The sequence below is a fragment of the Enterobacter cloacae complex sp. IR5402 genome (genome assembly GCF_049238125.1).
In the GTDB taxonomy this organism is placed as follows: domain Bacteria; phylum Pseudomonadota; class Gammaproteobacteria; order Enterobacterales; family Enterobacteriaceae; genus Enterobacter; species Enterobacter hormaechei_C.
Map to the genome: position 1 here is coordinate 43914 of NZ_JBMKHO010000016.1, position 24912 is coordinate 68825.

A 24912-nucleotide genomic window follows, 5' to 3' on the forward strand; every position below is an offset into this window, starting at 1 on the left:
CACTCTTTATCTCGGTAACTCCATTCACTATGGCAGGAAACAAACCCTTCAACAAACAGACTGAACCTCGTGAGCGTGATTATCAGGTCGCCGGGTTAAAAGTCCCGCCGCACTCGATTGAAGCGGAACAGTCGGTGTTGGGCGGTTTAATGCTGGATAACGAACGCTGGGACGACGTCGCCGAGCGCGTTGTCGCGGAAGACTTCTATACCCGCCCGCACCGCCACATCTTTACGGAAATGGCGCGTTTGCAGGAGTCGGGCAGCCCGATCGACCTGATTACGCTCGCAGAATCGCTGGAGCGTCTGGGACAGCTCGACAGCGTCGGCGGATTTGCCTATCTGGCAGAACTGTCAAAAAACACGCCAAGTGCCGCGAACATCAGCGCTTACGCTGATATCGTTCGTGAACGTGCCGTTGTCCGCGAGATGATCTCGGTGGCGAATGAGATCGCCGAGGCCGGTTTCGATCCCCAGGGGCGCACCAGCGAAGATCTGCTCGACCTGGCGGAATCCCGCGTCTTTAAAATCGCCGAAAGCCGTGCGAATAAAGACGAAGGCCCGAAAAACATCGCCGATGTGCTCGACGCCACCGTTGCACGTATTGAGCAGCTTTTCCAGCAGCCGCACGATGGCGTGACGGGGGTGAACACCGGTTATGACGATCTCAACAAGAAAACGGCAGGTCTTCAGCCGTCGGATTTGATTATCGTGGCCGCACGTCCGTCGATGGGTAAAACGACATTTGCAATGAACCTCGTCGAAAACGCGGCGATGTTGCAGGATAAGCCGGTGCTTATCTTCAGTCTGGAGATGCCCTCTGAACAGATCATGATGCGTTCTCTGGCGTCCCTGTCGCGCGTGGATCAGACCCGCATCCGTACCGGTCAGCTGGACGATGAGGACTGGGCGCGGATCTCCGGCACCATGGGGATTTTGCTGGAAAAACGGAACATCTATATTGATGACTCCTCCGGCCTGACGCCGACGGAAGTGCGCTCCCGCGCGCGCCGTATCGCCCGTGAACACGGTGGCATCGGTCTCATCATGATCGACTACCTTCAGCTGATGCGCGTTCCGTCGCTTTCCGACAACCGTACGCTGGAGATTGCCGAGATTTCGCGCTCGCTCAAGGCGTTAGCCAAAGAGCTGCACGTGCCGGTGGTGGCGCTGTCGCAGCTTAACCGCTCTCTGGAACAACGTGCAGACAAGCGCCCGGTCAACTCCGACCTGCGTGAATCCGGCTCCATCGAGCAGGATGCCGACTTAATCATGTTCATCTACCGTGATGAGGTTTATCACGAGAACAGCGACCTGAAAGGGATCGCCGAAATTATTATTGGTAAGCAACGTAACGGCCCCATCGGTACGGTACGTCTGACCTTTAACGGCCAGTGGTCGCGTTTCGACAACTATGCCGGTCCTCAATATGATGATGAGTAATTTCTAAGGAATTCAAATGCAAGCGGCAACTGTTGTTATTAACCGCCGCGCTCTGCGACACAACCTGCAACGTCTGCGAGAACTGGCGCCCGCCAGTAAGCTCGTTGCAGTCGTGAAAGCGAACGCTTACGGACACGGTCTTCTTGAGACCGCGCGAACGCTCCCCGATGCCGACGCTTTTGGCGTCGCCCGTCTCGAAGAAGCTCTCCGCCTGCGCGCAGGTGGAATTACGCAACCGATTCTGCTCCTCGAAGGCTTTTTTGAAGCCTCGGACCTGCCGACCATTGCCGATCAGCACCTGCACACGGCGGTGCATAACGAAGAACAGCTGGCCGCGCTGGAAACGGCCGAACTGAGCGAGCCGGTCACCGTCTGGATGAAGCTCGACACGGGCATGCACCGTCTGGGCGTGCGGCCGGAAAGCGCGGAGGCGTTTTATCAGCGTCTGTGTCAGTGCAAAAATGTGCGTCAGCCGGTGAACATCGTCAGCCACTTTGCCCGCGCCGATGAGCCTGAATGCGGCGCAACGGAACAGCAGCTTGATATCTTCAACACCTTCTGCGAAGGCAAACCGGGGATGCGCTCGATCGCGGCATCCGGCGGTATTCTGCTGTGGCCGCAGTCGCACTTCGACTGGGCGCGTCCGGGCATCATTCTTTACGGCGTATCGCCACTGGAGAACAAACCCTGGGGGCCGGACTTTGGCTTTAAGCCGGTGATGTCGCTGGTTTCAAAGCTGATTGCCGTGCGTGAGCACAAAGCGGGAGAGCCGGTAGGTTACGGCGGCACCTGGATCAGCGAGCGCGATACCCGTCTTGGCGTGGTGGCGATGGGCTACGGTGACGGCTATCCCCGCGCCGCACCAACGGGCACGCCGGTGCTGGTCAACGGTCGTGAAGTGAAGATTGTCGGCCGCGTGGCGATGGACATGATTTGTGTTGATCTGGGGCCCGACGCGCAGGATAAAGCGGGGGACGATGCGGTGATGTGGGGCGAAGGCCTGCCGGTAGAACGTATTGCTGAAATAACAAAAGTGAGTGCTTACGAACTTATCACGCGTCTTACCTCAAGGGTCGCGATGAAATATGTCGACTAAGCATGAGCGGGATGCGGTGCATCCCGCTTCTGTTAACATCCCCTCGATCTTCTTCCGCTTCCGGTTTATTGTTGAATTCCCTGCCTCATAATAATCCGGAGAACATCGCGTGTTTCAGAAAGTAGACGCCTACGCCGGCGACCCTATCCTCTCCTTGATGGAGCGTTTCAAAGAAGATCCTCGCAGCGACAAAGTGAACCTCAGCATTGGTCTTTACTACAACGAAGACGGCATCATTCCTCAGTTGAAAGCCGTTGCCGAAGCTGAAGCGCGTCTTAACGCAACCCCGCACGGTGCTTCGCTTTATCTGCCGATGGAAGGATTAAACACCTACCGCAACACTATCGCGCCGCTGCTGTTTGGTGCCGACCACGCGGTGCTCGCGCAAAAGCGCGTGGCGACTATCCAGACGCTGGGTGGCTCGGGTGCGCTGAAGGTAGGCGCAGATTTCCTGAAAAAGTACTTCCCGGATTCCGGCGTGTGGGTCAGCGACCCGACGTGGGAAAACCACGTTGCGATCTTCGAGGGCGCGGGCTTTAAGGTTGAAACCTATCCGTGGTTCGACAGCGAAACGAACGGCGTGCGCGTTGATGCGCTGCTGGAAAAACTGAACACCCTGCCGGAGCGCAGTATCGTATTGCTGCATCCGTGCTGCCATAACCCGACGGGTGCGGACCTCACCAATGCCCAGTGGGATGCGGTGATCGAGATACTGAAGGCGCGTAACCTGATCCCGTTCCTCGACATCGCCTATCAGGGCTTTGGCGCGGGCATGGAGGAAGACGCCTACGCCATTCGCGCGATTGCCAGCGCGGGGCTTCCCGCTCTGGTCAGCAACTCCTTCTCAAAAATCTTCTCCCTGTACGGCGAGCGCGTTGGCGGTCTGTCCGTGGTGTGTGAAGACGCTGAAGCGGCGGGCCGCGTACTCGGCCAGCTGAAAGCGACGGTCCGCCGTATCTACTCCAGCCCGCCGAACTTTGGTGCGCAGGTGGTGGCGACAGTTCTCGGTGACGAAAGACTGAAAGCCACCTGGCTTGCGGAAGTGGAAGCGATGCGTAAGCGCATCCTGTCGATGCGTCAGGAGCTGGTTAACGTCCTGAAAGAGGCCGTGCCTGGGCATAACTTTGATTATCTTCTCAAGCAGCGCGGGATGTTCAGCTACACCGGACTGAGCGCAGCGCAGGTCGATCGCCTGCGTGAAGAGTTCGGTGTCTACCTGATCGCCAGCGGCCGTATGTGCGTGGCGGGTCTGAATGCCAGCAACGTCCAGCGCGTGGCGCAGGCGTTTGCAGCTGTGATGTAAGTACTCACTACTTATTATCTCCCTCTCCCTGTGGGAGAGGGCTGGGGTGAGGGCATCAGGCCGCAGAAAATCTTGCCCGGTGGCGGCTGCGCCTTACCGGGCCTACATCACTCATCCACACTTTGTGATCGTCTTCTTTTTATTCCGCTTAATAAGTAAAAACTCCTTTCCTTCCCCTCCCGCTGGGGTTATGGTCGGATAGTTTTTTGACCATCCGCTCAAAATAAAAAGATAACAAACTGAATATTCAGGGGAAAATATGCGCAAGATCACACTGGCGCTCAGCGCCGCCTGCTTATTGTTCTCGCTTAATAGTACCGTTGTTGCGCGGGCTTCTGCACCCACGCCGCTTTACACCGGCACCACCGCCGCCATTCTTGCCGAACAGGCCCCCATTCACTGGGTTTCAGTGGCACAAATTGAAAACAGCCTGACGGGTCGCCCGCCGATAGCCGTGGGCTTCGATATTGACGATACCGTTCTCTTCTCCAGCCCCGGTTTCTGGCGCGGCAAAAAAACGTACTCCCTTGACAGCGAAGCCTATCTGAAAAACCCGGAATTCTGGGAAAAGATGAACAACGGCTGGGATGAGTTCAGTATCCCGAAAGAGGTTGCCCGCGCGCTGATCGCCATGCACGTAAAGCGCGGCGACAGCATTTACTTCGTGACCGGACGTAGCCAGACCAAAACCGAAACCGTCTCGAAAACGCTACAGGATGATTTTCTGATCCCGGCGGCCAGCATGAATCCGGTCATTTTTGCCGGGGACCAGGAAGGGCAAAACACCAAAACCCAGTGGCTGGAAAAGAAAAATATCAAAGTGTTCTACGGGGATTCAGATAACGACATCACCGCGGCGCACGACGTGGGAGCCAGAGGCATCAGGGTGTTACGCGCCTCGAACTCCACCTACCGACCGCTGCCGATGGCCGGAAAATTTGGTGAAGAGGTGATCGTTAACTCTGAATACTGATGTATTAACGGCGGGGTGAATGCTTTTTTAAGCAAATCTCGCCGCGCGGGTTTTACCTTTCGCTTTCTTGCTGCACACTTAGAAAGATTCACCTTTCATAATGGAGCAGCACATGTGGTATCAACAGACCCTGACCTTAAGCGCAAAACCACGCGGATTTCACCTTGTGACGGACGAAGTCATCGGGCAAATCCGCGACCTGTCGCGCGTCAAAACGGGTTTGCTGCATCTGCTGCTTCAGCACACGTCTGCTTCTCTCACGCTCAATGAAAATTGCGATCCCACCGTCCGGTCTGACATGGAGCGGCATTTTCTGAAAACCGTCCCGGATAACGCCCCGTATGAGCATGATTACGAGGGGGCGGACGATATGCCTTCGCACATCAAATCCTCTTTGCTGGGCGTCTCGCTGATGCTGCCGGTCCACAACGGACGGTTACTGCTGGGAACGTGGCAGGGGATCTGGCTGGGAGAACATCGCATTCACGGTGGTTCGCGTAAAATTATCGCAACGCTACAAGGGGAATAAAGATGACAATTTCGGAGATACTTCAGTACTGCATGAGCAAGCCGGGGGCGGAACAAAGCGTTCACAGCGACTGGAAAGCCACGCAGATCAAAGTGGGGGATGTGTTGTTCGCGATGGTGAAAGAGGTGGATGCGCGGCCAGCGGCATCACTGAAAACCAGTCCTGAACTGGCCGACTTACTGCGCCAGCAGCACGATGATGTCAGGCCTAGCAAGCATCTGAATAAAGCACACTGGAGTACGGTGTTTCTCGACGGCTCGCTGCCAGATTCGCAAATTTACTACCTGGTGGATGCGTCGTATCAACAGGCGGTTGAACTGCTGCCGGAAACGATCCGACAGCAGCTCTCCGTGTGACGATTACAGCAACGGTTTGAGGAAGCGCGCGGTGTGCGAGGCTTCGCACTCTGCAACGGTCTCTGGCGTACCGGAGACGAGGATTTCACCGCCGCCGCTGCCGCCTTCCGGGCCGAGATCGACAATCCAGTCCGCGGTTTTAATCACGTCCAGGTTGTGCTCAATCACCACGATGGTGTTGCCCTGATCGCGCAGCTGGTGCAGCACGTCCAGCAGCTGCTGGATATCCGCAAAATGCAGGCCGGTGGTCGGCTCGTCCAGAATGTACAGCGTCTGACCGGTACCGCGTTTGGACAGCTCACGCGCCAGCTTCACGCGCTGCGCTTCACCGCCGGACAGCGTTGTCGCTGACTGCCCCAGACGGATATAGGTCAGACCCACATCCATCAGGGTTTGCAGCTTACGCGCCAGCGCAGGGACGGCGTCAAAGAACTCGCGCGCCTCTTCGATGGTCATATCCAGCACTTCGTGGATGGTCTTGCCTTTGTACTTAATCTCCAGCGTTTCGCGGTTATAGCGCTTGCCTTTGCACTGGTCGCACGGCACGTAGATATCCGGCAGGAAGTGCATCTCAACCTTGATTACGCCGTCGCCCTGGCACGCTTCACAGCGGCCGCCGCGCACGTTAAAGCTGAAACGGCCTGGCGTGTAGCCGCGCGAACGCGCTTCCGGTACACCCGCGAAGAGTTCACGAACGGGCGTAAAGACGCCGGTATAGGTCGCCGGGTTGGAACGCGGGGTGCGGCCAATCGGGCTCTGATCGATATCGATAACCTTGTCGAAATGCTCCAGCCCCTGAATGTCGCGGTACGGTGCAGGTTCAGCCAGCGTCGCGCCGTTCAGCGCCGTCTGCGCAATCGGGAACAGCGTATCGTTGATCAGCGTCGATTTACCGGAACCGGACACGCCGGTGATGCAGGTGAACAGCCCGACAGGCAGCGTCAGGGTCACGTCCTTCAGGTTGTTGCCGCGCGCCCCGGTTAGCTTCAGCACTTTTTCCGGGTTCGCCGCCACGCGCTGTTTTGGTACTTCAATTTTGCGCTTGCCGCTCATGTACTGGCCGGTCAGCGACTCGGGCACCGCCATAATGTCTTTCAGCGTCCCTTCTGCCACCACCTGTCCGCCGTGCACGCCAGCGCCCGGGCCGATGTCGATCACGTGGTCAGCGGCGCGAATGGCGTCTTCGTCGTGCTCAACCACAATCACAGTGTTGCCAAGGTTACGCAGGTGAACCAGCGTGCCGAGCAGGCGTTCGTTGTCGCGCTGGTGTAGGCCGATAGACGGCTCATCCAGCACATACATCACGCCGACTAAGCCTGCGCCAATCTGGCTCGCCAGACGGATACGCTGGGCTTCACCGCCGGAGAGCGTTTCAGCCGAGCGGGAAAGCGTCAGGTAGTTCAGGCCAACGTTCACGAGGAACTTGAGGCGATCGCCGATCTCTTTCAGCACTTTTTCAGCGATTTTCGCGCGCTGGCCGGAGAGCTTCAGGTTGTTGAAGAAGTCCATCGCGTGGCCGATGCTCATGTCTGAGATGGTCGGCAGCGCCGTGTTTTCGACAAACACGTGACGCGCTTCGCGACGCAGGCGCGTGCCCTCGCAGGTGGCGCAGGAGCGGTTGCTGATGAACTTCGCCAGCTCCTCACGCACCGCGCTGGATTCGGTCTCTTTGTAGCGGCGCTCCATGTTGTGCAGCACCCCTTCGAACGGGTGGCGACGCACGGAAGTGTCACCGCGATCGTTCATGTACTTGAACTCAATGTTCTCTTTGCCGGAACCGAACAGGATCACTTTATGTACGTTCGCGCTCAGGCTGGCCCACGGGGCTTCAACGTCGAACTTGTAGTGCTCCGCCAGCGACTTCAGCATCTGGAAGTAATAGAAGTTACGCTTGTCCCAGCCGCGAATGGCGCCACCCGCCAGCGACAGCTCCGGATTCTGGATCACGCGATCAGGGTCGAAATACTGCTGAACGCCCAAGCCGTCACAGGTCGGGCACGCGCCCGCCGGGTTGTTGAACGAGAACAGGCGCGGTTCCAGCTCGCGCATGCTGTAGCCGCAAATCGGGCAGGCAAAGTTGGCGGAGAAGAGCAGCTCTTCCGCTTTTGCATCGTCCATGTCTGACACCACCGCCGTGCCGCCCGACAGTTCCAGCGCCGTTTCAAAGGATTCCGCCAGACGCGTCGCCAGATCTTCACGTACCTTAAACCGGTCAATCACCACTTCGATGGTGTGTTTCTTTTGCAGCTCCAGCTTTGGCGGATCGGACAGGTCACACACTTCGCCGTCGATACGGGCGCGGATATAGCCCTGGCTTGCCAGATTTTCCAGCGTTTTAGTGTGTTCGCCCTTACGCTCTTTAATGATTGGCGCCAGCAGCATCAGGCGTTTGCCTTCCGGCTGCGACAGCACGTTATCCACCATCTGGCTGACGGTCTGGGCCGCCAGCGGAACGTCGTGATCCGGGCAGCGCGGCTCGCCCACGCGCGCATACAGCAGACGCAGGTAGTCATGGATTTCGGTAATGGTACCGACCGTGGATCGCGGGTTATGCGACGTGGATTTCTGCTCAATGGAGATAGCAGGAGACAACCCTTCAATGTGGTCGACATCCGGTTTTTCCATCAGCGACAGGAACTGACGCGCGTACGCCGAGAGCGATTCAACGTAACGACGCTGTCCTTCGGCATACAAAGTGTCGAAAGCCAGTGAGGATTTGCCAGACCCCGAAAGCCCGGTCACGACGATGAGTTTGTCGCGAGGGATTATGAGGTTGATATTCTTGAGATTGTGGGTGCGGGCGCCCCGAACTTCGATCTTATCCATTCACCTTTCCCGGTTGGAACACGGATTGCCTGATTTGTTTGAAGGACAAACGGCTGTCAGAAACGGCTAATTATGACACAAAATGACCTGTTTGAATATACAGTATTGGAATGCATTTTCTGATTCACTGTGTAACAATGTCGAGTCCGCGAGAGAACTCTGGAACATGCTACGCAACTATCAAAGTGTCGCATGGAAATGGTACACTCGCGCGTTTACACTATTAAGAAACGTATTCAGGAGACACGAACATGGCCAGCAGAGGCGTAAACAAGGTGATTCTCGTCGGTAATCTGGGCCAGGACCCGGAAGTACGCTACATGCCGAGTGGTGGCGCAGTTGCCAACATTACGCTGGCTACTTCCGAATCCTGGCGTGATAAAGCGACCGGTGAAATGAAAGAGCAGACCGAATGGCACCGTGTTGTGCTGTTTGGCAAATTGGCTGAAGTGGCCGGTGAGTATCTGCGTAAAGGCTCTCAGGTTTACATTGAAGGCCAACTGCGTACCCGCAAATGGACCGATCAATCCGGTCAGGAAAAATACACCACGGAAGTGGTGGTGAATGTTGGCGGCACCATGCAGATGCTGGGTGGCCGTCAGGGCGGCGGCGCACCGGCAGGTGGCGGCCAGCAGCAGGGCGGTTGGGGCCAGCCTCAGCAGCCGCAGGGTGGCAATCAGTTTAGCGGCGGCGCGCAGTCCCGTCCGCAGCAGCAGTCTGCTCCGGCACCGTCTAACGAACCGCCAATGGACTTCGACGACGATATCCCGTTCTGATATCCAGACGCGTGAAACACAAAAAACCCAGACAATGTCTGGGTTTTTTTATAACAGGCTATCAGGTAATCACCATCGGCCAGTCTGGTGGGGTGTGGCTCATGGCTTCAACCATCACCACTTTAATGTTTTCCCAGACAGCGGCTATATCCACCAGCGTAATACCGAGCAAACCTGTTGCGAACCAGCATGCGGCGCCTAACCCTAACAGGGTGCTAATCACAGCAAGACCTGCGTAGTCGGACTTTCGGAACTGAATGTTTAACGTGCTGGCCAGGAACATCAAAACCGCGCTCAACAACGGCCAGCGCAGGAGCACCATGCTGGTGGTAATGGTTGCCATAAAACTCATCCTCGACAAAACAGACGAACTGGAATGAAACAATGTTTCTCGTTACATAAGATGTGTGAACTATATCACATTTGCTGTTTTATTAGCCAGTATCCGCGTGAGGTAAAAGTGGGTTTATTACCAGGGAAAATATATCGTCGTCGCTCGTATCCGCGTCTGGTCGGAATTTTTATTTTTAATTCATTCAGATAGCAAAACCTTTGCAAAACACCTTCGGCTGTATAGCGTTTACAGCAGTATGTCTATGGATTATGCTTGTGTGGAACAATAAATGTACCCGCAGAAATAATTCATCGCATTGAATTAATTGCCTTTTTTGGATTTTATATTCTTTGTTTTACACTCAGCATGCTCTTTGATTTCGTGGTCTTATTCTTTTATTCAGATATGAGTTATTGCGGTTGCTCTCTCGATTAATGACCTGCGAAAAGATAATGAAAGAACAAAGACGCGAGATTATTAACGACAGCATGCAGGCGCTGCACGCCCTGGCGAAGCTGATGCCGCAACTCAACGCGCAGTGTTCGCCGGTGGAAATGCTGGAAACCATCAACAGCGCTCTGGGGGCAAATCTCTCGTGGGTCAGTGTCGAATCCGCAGACGGGCCGCGCGTGGTTTGTGCCGGCGACGTGACGTGTCACGCCTTCAACGTGGCGGATTTTCTTGCCAGCACCCTGTTGCAGCGGCATCACCGCGCCTGGCGGGTTATCTACTGGAAAGCGCATATTGGCCGGGCGGTATTTTCCCCTCAGCACCCGGGCTATGCGCGGCTGCAAAGCGGCGTCCTGTGTAAACTCTCAGCGCATGGCAGACAGTGCAGTGGTTATTTCTTTTTGGCTTTTAATGGAAAACTTACCTCGTTGCCGATACTGAAAAATATCGTGGTGGTATTGGTTGAGAAGCTAAAAGATTATTTTGATGACATCATCGTGCGGGAAAAAACGGCGCAAGAAATGCAGCGCGTCGTCACGCAATATAAAACCTTATTTGAGCGTGCGCCGGTATTAATGAACGCCTTTGACAGGCATAACCGGTGTGTATTGTGGAATGCCGAATGCGAAAAAGTCTTTGGCTGGAGTATGACTGAAATCGACGAGCACCCCGATCCGCTGGCCCTGTTTTATCCGGATCCCGAGGAGCGACAGCGCGTGCAGGAGTCGGTTCGTTTCGCACCACTTAAGGATATGTACGAATGGCACCCGGTGCGTAAAGACGGGACGCAGTTAACGATTCTCTGGTCAAACATCCTTTTGCCGGATAACTCCATTCTCAATATTGGCCTGGATATCACCGAACGTAAAAAAGCAGAACAGCAGCTGACCGTCAAAGCCACCACGGACGATCTGACGGGCTGTCTGAATCGCTCGACAATCTTACAGCAGCTCAAAATGGCGCTGGCAGCCAGTTCGCCGCAGGATGTCAGTAGCCACTTCTGTCTCCTGATGTTCGATCTCGATTATTTCAAGCAGATTAACGATCGGTGGGGACATCAGGTTGGCGATGCGGCATTGATTCACTTTTGCGACCGTATTCGCGAGGTGAGCCCGGCCGGGTCAGCGCTGGGACGGGTGGGGGGCGAAGAGTTTGTTCTTCTGCTGGCGCGTACGGATGGTATGGCCGCTACGTTGCTCTCTTCTCGCCTGCGTGCCGCGCTGATCTCAAAACCGCTGCGTGTGGGCGATAAAACGCTGGTACTCTCCTTCAGCGCCGGGGTGGTTGAAGTCTGTCAGGGGCAACGAGATACTTCTGCCATACTGATGCGTGCCGATAAGGCATTATATGACGCCAAGCGTACGGGAAGAGGAAAAACGGTCCTGGCGTCTGATTATTTATAAATCAGCATAAGAACAAAGAGCAGGCTATTTCAGCCAGCGAATTTTCCACACCTGTCGCGGGTAATTATTTTCCTTATCAGAAACGAAATGAATACTTTTAGTTTGGCTTACGGGAAAATATTATCGGCATCACGAATTTTAGGATTTTTAATACCAAAAGTCAGTTGCTAACTTCCTATGATTCATGCAACGTAATCACCTGTTTATCAAAGCAGCCGGTCTTCATTGCTACAGGCGTACAACATGCAGGGATACAGAGCGGGAAATGAATCGTAGCGCGCGGCGCAAAATGCTCAAAGTGGTCGGGATTATCATGGTAGTTATGCTGCCGGTGATGCTTGCGCTATGGTTTGCCCAGCTTAGTGCAGTGTCGGAAATCAGCGCCCAGCTGCGCACGTTTGCTGAACTTGCTTTAAATAAAACTGAACGGGTTATTCAACAGGTTGACCTGGCCCGGAAAGACGCGGAAAAATATCAGGGCAAAGTGTGTACGCCGGAGCATCGTCAATATATGTTGAACGTTTCCCGCGGTCGCCTTTTTGTTGCCGATTTAATTTATGCTGATGGCCAGGACTTTCTCTGCTCGACCCTTTTTACGCCGGAGCATCCTTACATCATCCCCGCTGCCAATTACACACGTAAACCCGACGTTGCTATCTATTATTTTCGCGATACACCATTTTTTAATGGTTATAAAATGATATATATGCAGCGCGGAAATTATGTCGCAGTGGTCAACCCGCTTTCGTACAGTGAGGTGATGTCAGACGATCGTTCCCTGTCGTGGGGAGTGTATGACACCGTCAGCAATGCATTCTTTTCTGTGAGCCAGAAAGCCAATATTTCTTTATTGCATTCGATGCTTCGACATCAGGAAACGACTTTTCAGAAAGATGACCGTTTTTATACGATCGTAAAATCAGAGCAGCGGCCCATTGCGGCCATCGTTTCAACCTCCAGTGCCCGTTTTTATAAAACGCTTTATCATCAGGCTACCCTGACGCTACCGCTAGGGATAATTTGCAGCATTATTATTCTGCTGGTGTGGTCGCGTACACACCGTGAATTCAATTCGCCTGGCCGACTTCTGCACCGGGCGCTGAATAAACGCCAGCTGTGCGTCCATTATCAGCCCATCATTGATATTAAAAATAACCAGTGCGTGGGGGCAGAGGCGTTGTTGCGCTGGCCTGGATTCAACGGTCAGGTTATGAGCCCGGCGGAATTTATTCCCCTGGCAGAAAAAGAGGGGATGATTGAGCGCATTACGGATTACGTCGTGGAGGAGGTGTTCAGCGATCTGGGGCATTTTCTTGCCGCTCATCCCGATCTGTATGTCTCGATTAACCTGTCGGCGTCAGATTTCCACTCTTCACGTCTTATCGCCCTGATCTCCGACAAAGCCCGCTTTTACTCGGTTCGCGCGCAGCAGATCAAAATTGAGGTGACGGAGCGGGGGTTTATTGACGTGCCGAAAACCACGCCGGTCATTCAGGCGTTTCGTCAGGCGGGGTATGAAGTGGCGATTGATGATTTCGGAACCGGCTACTCTAACCTGCATAACCTCTATTCGCTGAACGTCGATATCCTGAAAATCGACAAATCCTTTATCGATACCTTAACCACCAACAGCACCAGCCACCTGATTGCCGAGCACATCATTGAGATGGCGCAAAGCCTGCGGCTGAAAACCATTGCGGAAGGGGTCGAGACGGGGGAGCAGGTGAGCTGGCTGCTGAAGCGTGGCGTACAGTATTGTCAGGGATGGCACTTCGCGAAAGCGATGCCGCCCCAGGCATTTATGGCCTGGCAGCAGCAACCCTTGCGTTAACACGCATTAATTGAGCTGATGGCGGTAGTCGCTCGGCGTACGGTCAAACTCGCGGCGGAAGACGCGGGAAAAGGTCTGCTGCGACACATAGCCCAGATCCATTGCGATATCAAAAATGGGCCGCTGCGTTGAGCGTAACGCCTGCGCCGCCAGCAGGAGCCTGCGCTGGCGAATGTAATCACCCAGCGTTTGATGCATTACAGTGCGGAACATTCTCTGTAAATACCATTTCGAATAGCCCGACTTCTTAGCGACCACATCAATGTTCAACGGCTGGTCGATATGTTCATCAATCCATTCAATAAGCGTCTGAATAATTTGCTGATGCGACATAAGGTTACCCCTCTGTGGAGACATCTGTCCTGGTTGATTCGTCATTTTCTCTGCGGGGGAGTATAATTCCTCAAGTTAACTTGAGGTAAAGAGGTTTTATGGAAAAGAGATTACCGCGCATCAAAGCACTGTTAACCCCCGGTGAAGTGGCTAAGCGAAGCGGTGTGGCGGTGTCGGCGCTCCACTTCTATGAAAGCAAAGGGTTAATAAAAAGTATCCGTAACGCCGGAAACCAGCGGCGCTATACGCGCGATGTGCTCCGCTACGTGGCGATTATCAAAATTGCGCAACGTATCGGCATTCCTCTGGCCACCATTGGTGACGCGTTCGGCGTATTGCCGGAAGGGCACTCACTGAGCGCGAAAGAGTGGAAGCAGCTGTCGTCCCAGTGGCGAGAAGAACTGGATCGTCGTATTCACACGCTGGTGGCCCTGCGCGATGAACTGGATGGCTGCATTGGTTGCGGGTGTTTATCACGTAGCGATTGCCCGCTGCGTAACCCGGGCGACAGGCTGGGCGAGCAGGGAACAGGGGCACGGTTGCTGGAGGAGGATTGAGAGGTGTTTGCCGGGTAAGGCGCAGCCGCCACCCGGCAACAAACATAAAGAACTAAAGCGCCACTAAGGGCGCTTTAGTTTTTTCCGGTCTTTGTCTTTCTCTCTATCCCGCTGGCTCACGGGAGGGTTTCCCCCGACATCAGTACCCCTCGTGTCGAGCTTGTGAAGGAGGTTCCGGTTTGTACTGACACTTTAATTTTATGCCCGGCCGCCGTTTTTGCCACCGGAGACGGTGAGATTTTAGCCGAATTTTTTTCGTGAAGTTGTTCAGTTTTCTATAGTTAAAAAGTATGAATCATCGGAGAACATCATGCTAACGGTCCACCACCTTAATCAGTCTCGTTCACATCGTGTCCTCTGGGCGCTGGAAGAGCTGGATCTGACGTACGACATCGTGCGCTACCAGCGCGAAAAAACCATGCTCGCGCCAGACTCGCTCAAAAAAGTGCATCCGCTGGGAAAATCCCCGGTACTCGAAGATAACGGACTGGTTCTGGCCGAATCAGGTGCAATTCTGGAATATCTTCAGGAAACGTACGATTCGGCGTCACGATTCAAACCGTTAGATCCCGCCCATAAAGTGCAGTATCGCTTCTGGCTGCATTACGCCGAAGGGTCTTTGATGCCGCTACTGTTAATGAAGCTGGTGTTTAACAGCCTCGGCAAACCACCCGTCCCGTTTGGCCTGCGCACGCTGGGTAAGGCGCTGGGGCAGGGGGTGCAAAAAGCGTATCTCAACCGCCAGCTGGAAACGCATGCGCGCTTTATTAACGATCATCTTGCCGAAAACAGCTGGTTTGCCGGCGACACGCTGACCATGGCTGATATCCAGATGAGTTTTCCCCTCTTCGCCCTGCTGGCGAGAGGCGGCATCGACAATCTCGACCACATAGCGGCGTGGAAACAGAGAGTGGAGGCACGTCCGGGCTGGCAGACAACGCTTGCGAAAGGCGGCCCGCTGACGATCCCCGGCGAGGGATGAAATTTAACGAAATTGCGCATGGACGATAACGTTTGCGCATCCTCTGCTTAATTCTTCATCGTCATGAGGCAATTTTAGCGAAAAACGAGAAAGTTCAGTTGAAAAGGGCGGGTATTAGGCTAGATAATCGTTTGCCTTAATTTGACCACCCGTTTGTAAGCGCGGAGCTAAACGTTTGCTTTTTCTGTGACGCCCTTTCGTCGCAAACGCAACACAAGGATTTGACGTTTAGCTGGCAGTGGCGTCTCCACCTCGCTTACGGACTTCCTAAAAAACTCTCAGGGGATGTTTTCTATGTCTACGCCATCTGCGCGTACCGGCGGTTCACTTGACGCCATGTTTAAAATTTCTGCTCGCGGCAGCACCGTGCGCCAGGAAGTTGTTGCCGGTCTGACCACGTTTCTGGCGATGGTGTACTCCGTCATCGTGGTGCCGGGCATGCTCGGCAAAGCGGGCTTCCCGCCAGCGGCGGTCTTCGTTGCCACCTGCCTGGTTGCGGGTGTGGGTTCGATTGTGATGGGCCTGTGGGCGAACCTGCCTCTGGCGATCGGGTGCGCCATCTCCCTGACCGCGTTTACCGCCTTCAGCCTGGTGCTGGGCCAGCAGATCAGCGTCCCGGTAGCGCTCGGCGCCGTGTTCCTGATGGGCGTGCTGTTCACCGTAATTTCAGCAACCGGCATTCGTAGCTGGATTTTGCGCAACCTGCCGCAGGGCGTGGCGCACGGCACCGGCATCGGTATTGGTCTGTTCCTGCTGCTGATCGCTGCCAACGGCGTCGGCCTGGTCATCAAGAACCCGCTGGACGGCCTGCCGGTTGCGCTGGGTAACTTCGCGAGCTTCCCGGTGATCATGTCGCTGGTGGGTCTGGCGGTGATCATTGGCCTGGAAAAACTGAAAGTGCCGGGCGGCATTCTGCTGACCATTATCGGCGTGTCCATCGTCGGCCTGATCTTCGACCCGACCGTTCATTTCTCCGGGATTTTCGCCATGCCGTCGCTGAGCGATGACAAAGGCAACTCCCTGATTGGCAGCCTGGATATTGTGGGCGCGCTGAACCCAGTGATCCTGCCAAGCGTGCTGGCGCTGGTAATGACCGCGGTGTTTGACGCCACCGGCACCATCCGCGCGGTGGCCGGTCAGGCGAACCTGCTGGATAAAGACGGACAGATTATTGACGGCGGCAAAGCGCTGACCACCGACTCCCTGAGCAGCGTTTTCTCTGGCCTGGTGGGTGCGGCGCCTGCGGCGGTGTACATTGAGTCCGCAGCGGGTACGGCGGCAGGCGGCAAAACCGGCCTGACGGCCATCACCGTTGGCGTGCTGTTCCTGCTGATCCTGTTCCTCTCTCCGCTCTCTTATCTGGTGCCAGCTTACGCGACCGCACCTGCGCTGATGTACGTTGGCCTGCTGATGCTGAGCAACGTGGCGAAAATCGACTTCGCGGATTTTGTTGATGCCATGTCCGGCCTGATCACTGCGGTATTCATCGTGCTGACCTGTAACATCGTGACCGGCATTATGATCGGCTTCGCCTCGCTGGTGATTGGGCGTCTGGTCTCCGGTGAGTGGCGCAAGCTGAACATTGGGACCGTGGTCATCGCCGTTGCGCTGGTGGCGTTCTACGCGGGCGGCTGGGCCATCTGAATTGACTTTTTATGCGAAAACGGGTGGCTAAGGCCGCCCGTTTTTATTTTCAGGACTCATCCTGTTGCCTTTTACGTTACTCTGGAGAGGATAGAATAAGAGGCACGACGCCTCAGGTTTGGCTTATAAGAAACACAGCAAACAGGGAACGCATGGAAATTTTCTTCACAATACTCATCATGACCCTTGTGGTCTCATTATCCGGGGTGGTTACACGCGTACTGCCCTTCCAGGTCCCCCTGCCCTTAATGCAAATAGCTATCGGCGCGCTGCTGGCGTGGCCGACGTTCGGTCTGCACGTGGAGTTCGATCCGGAACTGTTTCTCGTGCTGTTTATCCCGCCGCTGCTGTTTGCCGATGGCTGGAAAACGCCGACGCGCGAATTTCTGGAGCACGGGCGAGAGATCTTCGGCCTGGCGCTGGCGCTGGTGGTCGTCACCGTGGTCGGGATTGGTTTCCTGATCTACTGGGCCGTACCAGGGATCCCGCTCATCCCCGCCTTTGCGCTGGCTGCCGTGCTGTCGCCTACCGACGCCGTGGCGCTGTCCGGCATTGTGGGTGAAGGGCGCATTCCAAAGAAAATCATGGGCATTTTGCAGGGCGAGGCGCTGATGAACGACGCCTCTGGCCTGGTCGCCCTGAAGTTTGCCGTGGCGGTTGCCATGGGCACCATGGTCTTTACCGTAGGCGGCGCGACCCTGGAATTCTTCAAGGTGGCGATTGGCGGTATCCTCGCGGGCTTCGTAGTGAGCTGGCTGTACGGACGCTCGCTGCGCTTCCTTAGCCGCTGGGGTGGTGATGAACCGGCGACGCAGATCGTCCTGCTGTTCCTGCTGCCGTTCGCCTCTTACCTGATTGCCGAACATATCGGCGTGTCGGGCATTCTGGCGGCGGTAGCTGCGGGGATGACCATCACCCGCTCCGGCGTGATGCGCCGCGCACCGCTGGCGATGCGCCTGCGTGCAAACAGTACCTGGGCGATGCTCGAGTTTGTCTTTAACGGCATGGTGTTCCTGCTGTTGGGCCTGCAACTGCCGGACATTATGGAATCCTCGCTGATTGCGGCCGAAGCGGATCCAAACGTTGAAGTCTGGATGCTGTTTACCGATATCGTGCTCATCTACCTTGCACTGATGCTGGTGCGTTTCGGCTGGCTGTGGACGATGAAGAAATTCAGCGTTCGCTTCCTGACCAAAAAGCCGATGGAGTTTGGCTCGTGGACTACGCGCGAGCTGCTGATTGCCTCATTCGCGGGCGTTCGCGGGGCGATCACCCTTGCTGGTGTCCTCTCCATTCCTCTGCTGCTGCCGACGGGTGACGTCTTCCCGGCGCGCTACGAGCTGGTGTTCCTGGCGGCGGGCGTGATCCTCTTCTCCCTGTTTGTCGGCGTGATTATGCTGCCGATTCTGCTGCAACATATTGACGCAGGGGACTCCTCGCAACAGCACAAAGAAGAGCGGATTGCCCGTGCGGCGACGGCGGAAGTGGCGATTGTCGCCATCGAGAAGATGGAGGAGCGTCTGGCCGCCGATGCCGAAGAGAACATTGATAACCAGCTGCTGAAGGAAGTCAGTTCACGCGTGATTGGTAATTTGCGTCGCCGTGCTGACGGACGTAACGACGTGGAAAGTTCGTTGCAGGAAGAGAACCTCGAACGCCGTTTCCGCCTGGCGGCGCTGCGCTCCGAGCGTGCCGAGCTGTATCACCTGCGCGCGACGCGGCAGATCAGTAACGAGACGCTGCAAAAGCTGCTGCACGATCTGGACCTGCTGGAAGCGTTGTTGATAGAGAATCAGTAGCGCGCTTTGCCCCCTCACCCTAGCCCTCGCCCTATGGGGAGAGGGGTTGGGGTGAGGGGTCAGGGCACCCAAAACCCCTCACAGCATTGCAACCACGCCTGCGCGCTGTGCGACAGATAGACCCCTTCACGCCAGATCATCCCCAGCTGCCAGTGCAGGTCGCTCTCCAGCGGGATCCAGCGCAGCGTGTTTTTATCCAGCCGCTCGCAGATCGGCTGCGGCAGAATGGCAATCCCCACGCCCGCCTGTACCATCGCCGCCAGAAAATCCCACTGGCCGCTGCGCACCGCAATGCGCGGCTTTACGTTGTGCTGGTTAAACAGTGCCATCAGCTGGCGGCTTAAGGCAAAATCTTCGTTGTAAATCAGCAGCGGGTGTTCGCCGAGCAGCTCGGGTTTTACTGCGTCTATCTTCAGCCAGTCGCCGGAGCGCGGCACCAGCACGCACAGCGGGTGGCTGAACAGCGGCAGCGTCGCCAGGCCGCTTTCCTCCTCTACGGGAAGGGCCGTCATGGCCACGTCCAGTTCACCGTTCATCACCGCCTGCTGCACGGTCAGGCCGCCAAATTCAGAAATTTTTAGCTCAACGCCGGGGTAGCGCTGGCGAAACAAGCTTATCGGCCCGGCCATCATCATGCCGACCATCGGCGGAATACCGAGCCGCAGCAGCCCTTTTGTCAGGTGGTTGATGTCCCCAAGCTCGGCCTCCAGCTGGCGGAACTCTGCCAGAATGGCCAGCCCGCGCTCGAACACTACGCGACCGGTATCGGTCAGCAGTAGCTTGCGCCCGTCGCGGATCAGCAGCGTACAGTTCAGCTCATCTTCGAGGTTTTTCAGCATCTTGCTGATGGTCGGCTGGGTTACGAATAACTTCTCCGCTGCGCGAGTAAAACTTTGCTGGCGAACCACCTCGACAAAATAGCGCAGCGTTCTTATGTCCATGATTATTCCTCGAAACTATACCTTCGATGATTTTAATTCATTTCAGTCGATACCGTACGCTCACTATACTGGCGCCTCGTCTCATTTCTGAGGAAAACCCCCATGGCCGTGGCGTTAAGCCGTGTTACGCCTGCCGTTGTGCAACGACTTCAGGTACCGGTTCAGGTACTGCTCTACGCGGGACTGTTTGTTTTCGCGGAATATCTTGTCGACTGGCTGCATCTGCCTTTACCCGCCAACCTGGTGGGGATGGTGCTGATGCTGACGCTGATCCTCTGTCGCGCGTTGCCCCTTAACTGGGTGCGCGCCGGGGCGCGCTGGCTGCTGGCGGAGATGCTATTGTTCTTTGTGCCGGCCGTGGTGGCGGTGGTGAATTATGCACAACTGCTGATGGTCGACGGCTGGCGCATCTTTGCGGTTATCGCCCTGAGCACGCTGATGGTGCTGGGCGCCACCGCCTGGGTGGTGGATAAGGTGTATCGCTTTGAAATCAGCAGGCAGAAGCATGACTAACTTTCAGATAAGCCTGCTGTGCCTGATTGCGACAGTTGTCATCTACTTTGCCAACAAGCGCCTGTATCGCCGCTTTCGCGCGCTGCCGCTGATGCCGTTGGTCTTTACGCCGATCCTGCTGGTGCTGATGCTGGTCTTCGGCCATATCTCCTGGCAGAACTACATTGGCGAATCCCACTGGCTGCTGTGGCTGCTCGGCCCGGCGACCATCGCCTTCGCCGTACCCGTTTATGACAACCTCGCTATTATCAGACGCCACTGGATGTCGCTCAGCGCGGGCGTCGTCACCGCGACGGTGGTGGCGGTGTGCAGCTCGGTCTGGCTGGCGCGCCTGTTTACCCTGTCGGATGAAATCCAGCGCAGCCTGGCGGTGCGTTCGGTGACCACGCCGTTTGCGCTGGCAGCCGCCAAACCGCTCGGTGGCCAGCCGGATCTGGTGGCGCTGTTTGTGGTGGTGACGGGCGTCTTTGGGATGGCGGTGGGCGATATGCTGTTTCTGCGGCTTTCTATTCGGGAAGGAATGGCCAAAGGCGCGGGATTTGGCGCGGCGTCGCACGGCGCGGGCACGGCACGTTCCTATGAGCTGGGACAGCAGGAGGGCGTTGTCGCGAGCCTGGTGATGATGCTTTCGGGCGTCACGATGGTGCTGATCGCACCGCTGGTGGCGTGGGTGATGTTTTAAGCTCCCCGGCCAGAATGGCCGGGGAGAAAGGTTTAGTGCGCGCGGCCCTGCTCAACGCCAAGACCGGTTTGTGAACGAATAAACTGGGCGCGGAATTTCTCGCGCTCCAGGTTACCTTCCGGCGAATTGTCGGTAGCCGAGAAGACCCAGATACCGACAAACGCCACGGCAATGGAGAACAGCGCCGGGTATTCATACGGGAAGATAGCGCTTTCGTGACCGAGGATCTGCACCCAAATCGTTGGGCCCAGAATCATCAGGATCACCGCCGTCAGCAGCCCCAGCCAGCCGCCAATCATCGCCCCACGGGTGGTCAGTTTTGACCAGTACATTGAGAGCAGAATGATCGGGAAGTTACAGCTTGCCGCAATCGAGAAGGCCAGCCCGACCATAAAGGCGATGTTCTGCTTCTCGAACAAAATCCCCAGCAGGATGGCGACGACGCCCAGCACCAGCACGGTGATTTTGGAGACTTTTAGCTCATCGCGCTCGCTCGCGCCTTTACGGAAAACGTTGGCGTAGAGGTCATGCGAGACCGCCGACGCGCCGGCCAGCGTCAGCCCTGCAACCACCGCGAGGATGGTGGCGAAGGCCACGGCAGAGATAAAGCCAAGGAACAGGTTGCCGCCCACCGCGTCGGCCAGATGCACCGCCGCCATGTTGTTACCGCCGATAAGCGCGCCCGCCGCGTCTTTAAACGCCGGGTTCGCCCCCACAAGCATGATCGCGCCAAAGCCGATAATAAAGGTCAGGATATAGAAGTAACCCATAAACCCGGTGGCGTAGAACACGCTCTTACGCGCTTCACGCGCATCTGACACCGTGAAGAAGCGCATCAGGATATGCGGCAGACCTGCGGTACCGAACATCAGGCCGAGACCGAGCGAGAGCGCGGATATCGGATCTTTCACCAGCCCACCCGGGCTCATGATCGCTTCCCCTTTCGGATGCACTGACATGGCTTCGGTAAACAGATTATTGAAGCTGAACCCAACGTGCTTCATCACCATAAAGGCCATAAAGCTGGCGCCGAACAGCAGCAGTACCGCTTTGATGATCTGTACCCAGGTGGTGGCCAGCATGCCGCCGAACAGGACATACATCACCATCAGCACGCCCACCAGCACCACCGCGATGTGGTAGTTCAGGCCGAACAGCAGCTCGATCAGCTTACCCGCACCCACCATCTGCGCAATCAGGTACAGCGCCACCACCACCAGCGAACCGCAGGCGGAGAGGGTACGAATCGGCCCCTGCTTTAGGCGATAGGAGGCGACGTCAGCAAAGGTATAGCGCCCCAGGTTACGCAGGCGCTCGGCAATCAGGAACAGAATGATCGGCCAGCCGACAAGGAAGCCGAGGGAGTAGATCAGGCCGTCATACCCTGAGGTATACACCAGCGCGGAGATCCCAAGGAACGAGGCGGCAGACATAAAGTCTCCCGCAATCGCCAGACCGTTCTGGAAGCCGGTGATGTTGCCGCCCGCGGTGTAGTAATCGTTACGGGAGCGCACGCGTTTCGACGCCCAGTAGGTGATATACAGCGTCAGCACCACGAAAATCAGGAACATGATAATCGCCTGCCAGTTGGTTGGCTGGCGCTGGACCTCGCCGGTAATGGCATCTGCTGCATGGGCAGCAAAGGGAAGTGTGGCGGCGAGCGCCGTCAGAATTCTCTTCATGATGCTTTTACCTCGCGCAGAACTTCTCTGTTAAGACGATCGAATTCACCGTTCGCACGCCAGACGTACACACCCGTGAGCACAAACGAAATGATGATAACGCCAATCCCAATCGGAATACCGCGCGTGACGCTGGTACCCTCATGCAGCGGGGTGCCCAGCCAGTGCGGCGCAAAGGCGATCAGCAGAATAAAGCCGACGTAGATAATTAGCATGATGATGGAAAGCAAGAAGGCAAACCGTTGCCGTTTTTCGACCAGCTCCCTGTAGTGCGCACTATTCTCTATCTGCTGACAAATATCGTTATTCATCACAGAAATCTCCAGAAGTAAGGTTGGTTTGTTTTATCCCCTCTCCCCTATGGGGAGAGGGTTAGGGTGAGGGGAGAGGGAGAAAAAAATTATGAAGGCATTGCGATGGCCTGCTTCTCTTCGAGCAGTTTGTCCACCACGCCAGGATCCGCGAGCGTTGAGGTATCACCGAGGTTGCTGGTGTCGCCTGCCGCGATTTTGCGCAGGATACGGCGCATAATCTTGCCGGAACGGGTTTTCGGCAGCGAGTCGGTCCAGTGCAGCACGTCCGGCGTGGCAAGCGGGCCGATCTCTTTACGCACCCAGTTGCGCACCTCGGTATACAGCTCTGGCGACGGCTCTTCGCCGTGGTTCAGGGTGACGTAGGCGTAGATCGCCTGGCCTTTGATGTTGTGCGGAATGCCGACAACCGCCGCTTCGGCAATCTTCGGATGCGACACCAGCGCAGACTCAATCTCCGCCGTGCCCAGACGGTGGCCAGAGACGTTCAGCACGTCGTCCACGCGTCCGGTGATCCAGTAATAACCGTCTTCATCCCGGCGCGCGCCGTCGCCGCTGAAGTACATGTTTTTGAAGGTCGAGAAGTAGGTCTGCTCGAAGCGCTCGTGGTCGCCGAACAGGGTACGCGCCTGGCCAGGCCAGGAATCGACGATCACCAGATTGCCCTCGGTGGCGCCTTCCTGCGGATTGCCTTCGTTATCCACCAGCGCAGGCTGTACGCCGAAGAACGGACGGGTGGCCGAACCGGCTTTCAGCTGCGTGGCGCCCGGCATCGGGGTGATCATAAAGCCGCCGGTTTCGGTCTGCCACCAGGTGTCCATCACCGGGCACTTCTCGTTGCCGATCTTCTTCCAGTACCACTCCCAGGCTTCCGGGTTGATCGGCTCGCCCACGGAGCCGAGGATGCGCAGGGAAGAGCGGTCCGTGCCTTCGATGGCTTTATCGCCTTCCGCCATTAATGCGCGGATCGCCGTTGGCGCGGTGTAGAGAATGTTGACCTGATGCTTATCAACCACCTGGCACATACGCGCCGGCGTTGGCCAGTTCGGTACGCCTTCAAACATCAGCGTCGTTGCGCCGCAGGCCAGCGGGCCGTACAGCAGGTAGCTGTGGCCGGTGACCCAGCCCACGTCGGCGGTACACCAGTAGATGTCGCCCGGATGGTAGTCGAAAACGTATTTAAAGGTGGTGGCCGCGTAAACCAGATAGCCGCCGGTGGTATGCAGCACGCCTTTCGGCTTACCGGTGGAGCCGGAGGTATAAAGAATAAACAGCGGATCTTCCGCGTTCATCTCTTCCGGCTGATGCTGGTCGCTCGCTTTTTCAATCAGATCGCTCCACCACAGGTCACGCCCCTCGTGCCAGTCGATTTTGCCGCCCGTGCGTTTGAAGACAATGACGTTACTGATGGATTTCACGTTCGGGTTTTTCAGCGCTTCATCAACGTTTTTCTTCAGCGGAATACCGCGCCCGGCGCGCACGCCCTCGTCAGCGGTGATCACCAGCTTCGAATTCGAGTCGACAATACGCCCGGCAACCGCCTCCGGCGAGAAGCCGCCGAAGATAACGGAGTGGATCGCGCCGATGCGCGCGCAGGCCAGCATAGCCACCGCCGCTTCCGGCACCATTGGCATATAGATCGCCACTACATCGCCTTTTTTAATGCCCTGGGCCAGCAGCACGTTGGCAAAGCGGCACACGTCGCGATGCAGTTCTTTATACGAGATGTGTTTACTCTGAGAGGCATCGTCGCCTTCCCAGATGATGGCCGTTTCGTTGCCGCGTTCGGCAAGATGGCGGTCCAGGCAGTTCGCCGCCAGGTTCAGCGTGCCGTCTTCATACCATTTAATGGAGACGTTGCCCGGCGCGAAAGAGGTGTTCTTTACCTTCTGATAAGGTTTGATCCAGTCGAGGATGTGACCCTGCTCACCCCAGAACGCGTCAGGGCTGGAAACGGACTGCTGGTATTTCTCCTGGTACTGCTCCGGACTTATCAGGCAACGGTCCGCAATGTTTGCGGGAATGTCGTGTTTGTGTATTTGGCTCATGGCTTTTTTTCTCCTTGTAAGATGTTAATAATATGTCGCAAAAACGTTAATAGTAGGGGCTTTACAAGCTTTGTTTAGTATTTGGGCGACAGATCACGCAA

The 24912-nt window shown here is 56.2% G+C and carries 22 protein-coding genes; 15 read left to right on the top strand and 7 right to left on the bottom strand.

The window, feature by feature from the left end; all coding sequences use genetic code 11:
- The first annotated feature begins 29 nt into the window (after positions 1-29).
- From dnaB to ACOTXL_RS20230, 6 genes are all read left to right on the top strand, one after another.
- A complete protein-coding gene (gene dnaB / locus ACOTXL_RS20205) occupies positions 30-1442 on the top strand; it encodes a replicative DNA helicase (RefSeq protein ID WP_003860298.1) in 1413 nt (470 codons plus the stop codon).
- A 16-nt stretch (positions 1443-1458) separates the two neighbouring features.
- Positions 1459-2538 (top strand): alanine racemase, encoded by a 1080-nt coding sequence (gene alr, locus ACOTXL_RS20210; protein WP_003860296.1) that lies wholly within the window; start codon positions 1459-1461, stop codon positions 2536-2538.
- A gap of 109 nt (positions 2539-2647) precedes the next feature.
- Positions 2648-3841: an aromatic amino acid transaminase gene (gene tyrB / locus ACOTXL_RS20215; protein WP_045346550.1), complete on the top strand. Its 1194-nt coding sequence runs from the start codon at positions 2648-2650 to the stop codon at positions 3839-3841.
- Positions 3842-4100: 259 nt separating this feature from the next.
- The gene (gene aphA / locus ACOTXL_RS20220; RefSeq protein ID WP_045350756.1) at positions 4101-4814 is read left to right on the top strand and encodes an acid phosphatase AphA; all 714 of its coding nucleotides are present in this window, start codon (positions 4101-4103) and stop codon (positions 4812-4814) included.
- A gap of 112 nt (positions 4815-4926) precedes the next feature.
- Complete coding sequence (locus tag ACOTXL_RS20225; protein WP_022650227.1) at positions 4927-5343, top strand: secondary thiamine-phosphate synthase enzyme YjbQ; 417 nt, start codon at positions 4927-4929, stop codon at positions 5341-5343.
- Between the two features lie 2 nt (positions 5344-5345).
- Positions 5346-5699, top strand: a complete 354-nt coding sequence (locus ACOTXL_RS20230; protein WP_003860288.1) for an MmcQ/YjbR family DNA-binding protein — start codon at positions 5346-5348, stop codon at positions 5697-5699.
- Between the two features lie 3 nt (positions 5700-5702).
- Here ACOTXL_RS20230 and uvrA read toward each other — a convergent pair whose 3' ends face one another.
- Entirely contained in the window at positions 5703-8525 is a 2823-nt protein-coding gene (uvrA, locus tag ACOTXL_RS20235; protein WP_003860287.1) for an excinuclease ABC subunit UvrA, read from the bottom strand.
- 251 nt (positions 8526-8776) lie between these two features.
- Between uvrA and ssb1 the strand changes: the two genes are divergently transcribed.
- Positions 8777-9301 (top strand): single-stranded DNA-binding protein SSB1, encoded by a 525-nt coding sequence (ssb1, locus tag ACOTXL_RS20240; protein WP_003860284.1) that lies wholly within the window; start codon positions 8777-8779, stop codon positions 9299-9301.
- A 61-nt stretch (positions 9302-9362) separates the two neighbouring features.
- Here the strand turns inward: ssb1 and ACOTXL_RS20245 are convergent, their stop codons facing one another.
- Positions 9363-9644 (bottom strand): YjcB family protein, encoded by a 282-nt coding sequence (locus ACOTXL_RS20245; RefSeq protein WP_003860282.1) that lies wholly within the window; start codon positions 9642-9644, stop codon positions 9363-9365.
- A 443-nt stretch (positions 9645-10087) separates the two neighbouring features.
- On the opposite strand from ACOTXL_RS20245, the gene ACOTXL_RS20250 reads away from it, so the two are divergent.
- Both ACOTXL_RS20250 and ACOTXL_RS20255 read left to right on the top strand, forming a co-directional pair.
- Positions 10088-11488, top strand: coding sequence for a sensor domain-containing diguanylate cyclase (locus ACOTXL_RS20250; RefSeq protein WP_003860281.1), 1401 nt, complete (start codon positions 10088-10090; stop codon positions 11486-11488).
- Between the two features lie 265 nt (positions 11489-11753).
- Entirely contained in the window at positions 11754-13319 is a 1566-nt protein-coding gene (locus ACOTXL_RS20255) for an EAL domain-containing protein (RefSeq protein WP_003860279.1), read from the top strand.
- A gap of 6 nt (positions 13320-13325) precedes the next feature.
- On the opposite strand, the gene soxS is transcribed toward ACOTXL_RS20255, so the two are convergent.
- On the bottom strand, positions 13326-13652 hold the full coding sequence (gene soxS / locus ACOTXL_RS20260) for a superoxide response transcriptional regulator SoxS (RefSeq protein ID WP_003860277.1): 327 nt from the start codon (positions 13650-13652) through the stop codon (positions 13326-13328).
- Between the two features lie 98 nt (positions 13653-13750).
- Between soxS and soxR the strand changes: the two genes are divergently transcribed.
- From soxR to ACOTXL_RS20280, 4 genes are all read left to right on the top strand, one after another.
- Positions 13751-14209: a redox-sensitive transcriptional activator SoxR gene (soxR, locus tag ACOTXL_RS20265; RefSeq protein WP_003860275.1), complete on the top strand. Its 459-nt coding sequence runs from the start codon at positions 13751-13753 to the stop codon at positions 14207-14209.
- Between the two features lie 310 nt (positions 14210-14519).
- Positions 14520-15191, top strand: coding sequence for a glutathione S-transferase family protein (locus ACOTXL_RS20270; protein WP_023324014.1), 672 nt, complete (start codon positions 14520-14522; stop codon positions 15189-15191).
- 294 nt (positions 15192-15485) lie between these two features.
- Complete coding sequence (gene ghxP / locus ACOTXL_RS20275) at positions 15486-16835, top strand: guanine/hypoxanthine transporter GhxP (RefSeq protein WP_023315228.1); 1350 nt, start codon at positions 15486-15488, stop codon at positions 16833-16835.
- 152 nt (positions 16836-16987) lie between these two features.
- The gene (locus ACOTXL_RS20280; RefSeq protein ID WP_045350755.1) at positions 16988-18634 is read left to right on the top strand and encodes a Na+/H+ antiporter; all 1647 of its coding nucleotides are present in this window, start codon (positions 16988-16990) and stop codon (positions 18632-18634) included.
- Between the two features lie 59 nt (positions 18635-18693).
- Here the strand turns inward: ACOTXL_RS20280 and ACOTXL_RS20285 are convergent, their stop codons facing one another.
- Entirely contained in the window at positions 18694-19575 is an 882-nt protein-coding gene (locus tag ACOTXL_RS20285; RefSeq protein WP_023324015.1) for a LysR family transcriptional regulator, read from the bottom strand.
- 102 nt (positions 19576-19677) lie between these two features.
- On the opposite strand from ACOTXL_RS20285, the gene ACOTXL_RS20290 reads away from it, so the two are divergent.
- Both ACOTXL_RS20290 and ACOTXL_RS20295 read left to right on the top strand, forming a co-directional pair.
- Positions 19678-20088, top strand: a complete 411-nt coding sequence (locus ACOTXL_RS20290; RefSeq protein ID WP_022650231.1) for a CidA/LrgA family protein — start codon at positions 19678-19680, stop codon at positions 20086-20088.
- A complete protein-coding gene (locus ACOTXL_RS20295; RefSeq protein WP_022650232.1) occupies positions 20081-20770 on the top strand; it encodes an LrgB family protein in 690 nt (229 codons plus the stop codon). Before ACOTXL_RS20290 ends, ACOTXL_RS20295 begins: the two co-directional genes overlap by 8 nt.
- 32 nt (positions 20771-20802) lie before the next feature.
- Here ACOTXL_RS20295 and actP read toward each other — a convergent pair whose 3' ends face one another.
- The 3 genes from actP to acs all read right to left on the bottom strand — a co-directional run bounded on the left by actP (position 20803) and on the right by acs (position 24811).
- Positions 20803-22452: a cation/acetate symporter ActP gene (actP, locus tag ACOTXL_RS20300; RefSeq protein WP_023324016.1), complete on the bottom strand. Its 1650-nt coding sequence runs from the start codon at positions 22450-22452 to the stop codon at positions 20803-20805.
- A complete protein-coding gene (locus ACOTXL_RS20305) occupies positions 22449-22763 on the bottom strand; it encodes a DUF485 domain-containing protein (protein ID WP_032608251.1) in 315 nt (104 codons plus the stop codon). Before ACOTXL_RS20305 ends, actP begins: the two co-directional genes overlap by 4 nt.
- An 89-nt stretch (positions 22764-22852) precedes the next feature.
- Positions 22853-24811 carry an acetate--CoA ligase gene (acs, locus tag ACOTXL_RS20310; protein ID WP_022650235.1) on the bottom strand — a complete coding sequence of 653 codons (1959 nt, stop codon included), beginning with the start codon at positions 24809-24811 and terminating at the stop codon, positions 22853-22855.
- Positions 24812-24912: the final 101 nt, after the last annotated feature.